Source organism: Streptomyces sp. NPDC058964 (genome assembly GCF_042741275.1).
Classification (GTDB): Bacteria; Actinomycetota; Actinomycetes; order Streptomycetales; family Streptomycetaceae; genus Streptomyces.
The window spans coordinates 5,299-7,460 of the sequence record NZ_JBHYKH010000227.1; the positions used below are offsets into that span (position 1 = coordinate 5,299).

General features: G+C 71.1%; 1 protein-coding gene and 2 pseudogenes. All 3 read right to left on the reverse strand.

The annotated features are described in order from the left end of the window. Nucleotides 1-127: 127 nt before the first annotated feature. Nucleotides 128-770 (reverse strand): annotated as a pseudogene (locus ACFW2E_RS25605) (superoxide dismutase). 163 nt (nucleotides 771-933) lie between these two features. Further along, nucleotides 934-1,827, reverse strand: coding sequence for a TauD/TfdA dioxygenase family protein (locus ACFW2E_RS25610; RefSeq protein ID WP_384469415.1), 894 nt, complete (start codon nucleotides 1,825-1,827; stop codon nucleotides 934-936). Between the two features lie 13 nt (nucleotides 1,828-1,840). Further along, nucleotides 1,841-2,162: pseudogene (locus tag ACFW2E_RS25615) on the reverse strand (LLM class flavin-dependent oxidoreductase); the annotation flags it as partial.

Sequence of the window (2,162 nt, forward strand, 5' to 3'; positions counted from 1 at the left end):
CCGCGCCGACCCCCCCCCCCCCCGCGCCCCCCCCCCGCGAGACTTTGCCGGGGGGGCGGGGGGGGCGGGGCCCATTCTTCCGCCGGCCTTGGTGACGGGGGACAAGACGATCCCGCGGCTGCGCGTTTCAGGGTGCCAGGAGAAGGACGTCGGCGCGAGACCTCGCGGCCGCGTGGCGACGGGCCACGTCCTGCCGGTTCACCACCTGCCACATCGCCTCGATGAAGTCCGCCTTCTGGTTGCGGTACTGGAGGTAGAAGGCGTGCTCCCAGGCGTCGAAGACCAGGACCGGGGTCGAGCCCTGGCCCACGTTGCCCTGGTGGTCGTAGACCTGCTCGACGATCAGCCGCCCGCTCAGCGGCTCGTACGCGAGGACACCCCAGCCCGAACCCTGGGTCGTGGCCGCCGCCCTGGACAGCCGGGCCTTGAAGCCGGCGAAGGAGCAGAACGACTCGGTGATGGCGTCCGCCGGCTCGCCCACGCCGTCCTGGGCGGGGGGCTCGCCGCCGTCGCCGGTCATGTTGTGCCAGTGGACCGAGTGCAGGGTGTGGCCGGAGAGGTGGAACGCCAGGTTCTTCTGCAGGCCGTCGACCGAGCCCCACTGCTCCTTGTCCCGCGCCTCGGCGAGCTGCTCCAGCGTGTCGTTGGCGCGCGCCCTTCACATAGGCCGCGTGGTGCTTGTCGTGGTGCAGCTCGATGATCCCGGGGCTGATCACGGGGGCGAGCGCGGAGTAGTCGTACGGGAGTTCAGGCAGCGTGTGGACGGGCATGGCGACGGTCCCCTCCGAACCTCTTATTGCAAGTAACTTGCAATTGCACGTTAGCAACAAGAAGACCCCCGCAGGTGCACCGCGGGGGTCTTCGGGGCCGAACGGGGGATCATCGGCGGGTCGTCGGGTCCGTACGCGGACACCGCGGCCCGTGGTGGAACGGTTACGCGGCGACGCTCGTGTAGTGCGAGGCGTCCCCGGCGATCGAGTGGCTCTCCTTGCCCTCGATGCCGACCGGGACGTCACCGGCGACGGTGACCCGGTGCAGCCGGCGCGGCTGCCCGTCGTAGTTGTCGATGGCGTAGTGCTGGGTGATGCGGTTGTCGAACAGCACCAGCTGGTTCTCCGACCAGCGCCAGCGCAGCACGTTCTCCGGGCGGGTGACGTAGGACTGGAGCAGGTCGAGGATCCTGCGGGACTCGCTCACCGACAGTCCGACGACGCGCTGTGCGAACCCGCCGATGAACAGCCCGCGTTCACCGGTCAGCGGGTGGACGCGCACGACCGGGTGCGCCGTGCGGTACTTGATGGACGTGAACTGGGCGCGCTGGGCGGCCAGCTCCTCGTCGATGTCCTCGTCCGGCACCGCGTAGTCGTAGTCGTTGGTGTGCTCGGCCCACAGGGTGTCGGCCAGCCGGCGCAGCGGCTCGGGCAGGTCGCGGTAGGCGGCCGCCGAGCTGGCGATCAGGGTCTCGCCGCCGTACGGCGGGATCGTGATGCTGCGCAGGGTGCTGGCCTGCGGCGGGTTGAGGACGAAGGTGACGTCGGTGTGCCAGTGGTTGGCGGCGCGGCCGCGCTCGCTGTCCACGGGGAGCACGTTGGGGACCCCGTCGACCGAGGAGACGGTCGGGTGGGCGGTGGTCAGCTCGCCGAAGTGGCGGGCGAAGGCCTGCTGGCCCTCGTCGTCGAGGTTCACGTCGTCGAAGACCAGGGCCTTGTGGACGTTGAGGGCCTCGCGGAGCGCGGCGACGGTCTCCTCGTCGAGCGGCTTGGAGATGTCGACGCCCGAGACTCGGGCGCCGATGTTGGCGGTGACCTTGCGGATCTCGATGGACATGCCGGGGGTCCTTTCAGACGAGGAGGGCGGTGGAGGTGTGCTGGTTGGCGGGGCGGGGGAGGCCGTACCTCTCCCGCAGGGTCTGCCGCGGTCCGTACCCCTCGCGCAGCAGTCCGCGGGCGCGCAGGACCGGGACGACGTGGTCGACGAAGGTCTCCAGGCCGGAGGGCAGGACGGCGGGCATGATGTTGAATCCGTCGGCGGCGCCCTGGGTGAACCAGGTGCCGATGGCGTCGGCGACCTGCTCGGGCGTCCCGGCGAAGGTGAGGTGCCCGCGCCCGCCGCCGAGCCGCCCGATCAGCCGGCGGACGGTGAGCCGCTCGCGTCGGGCGAGC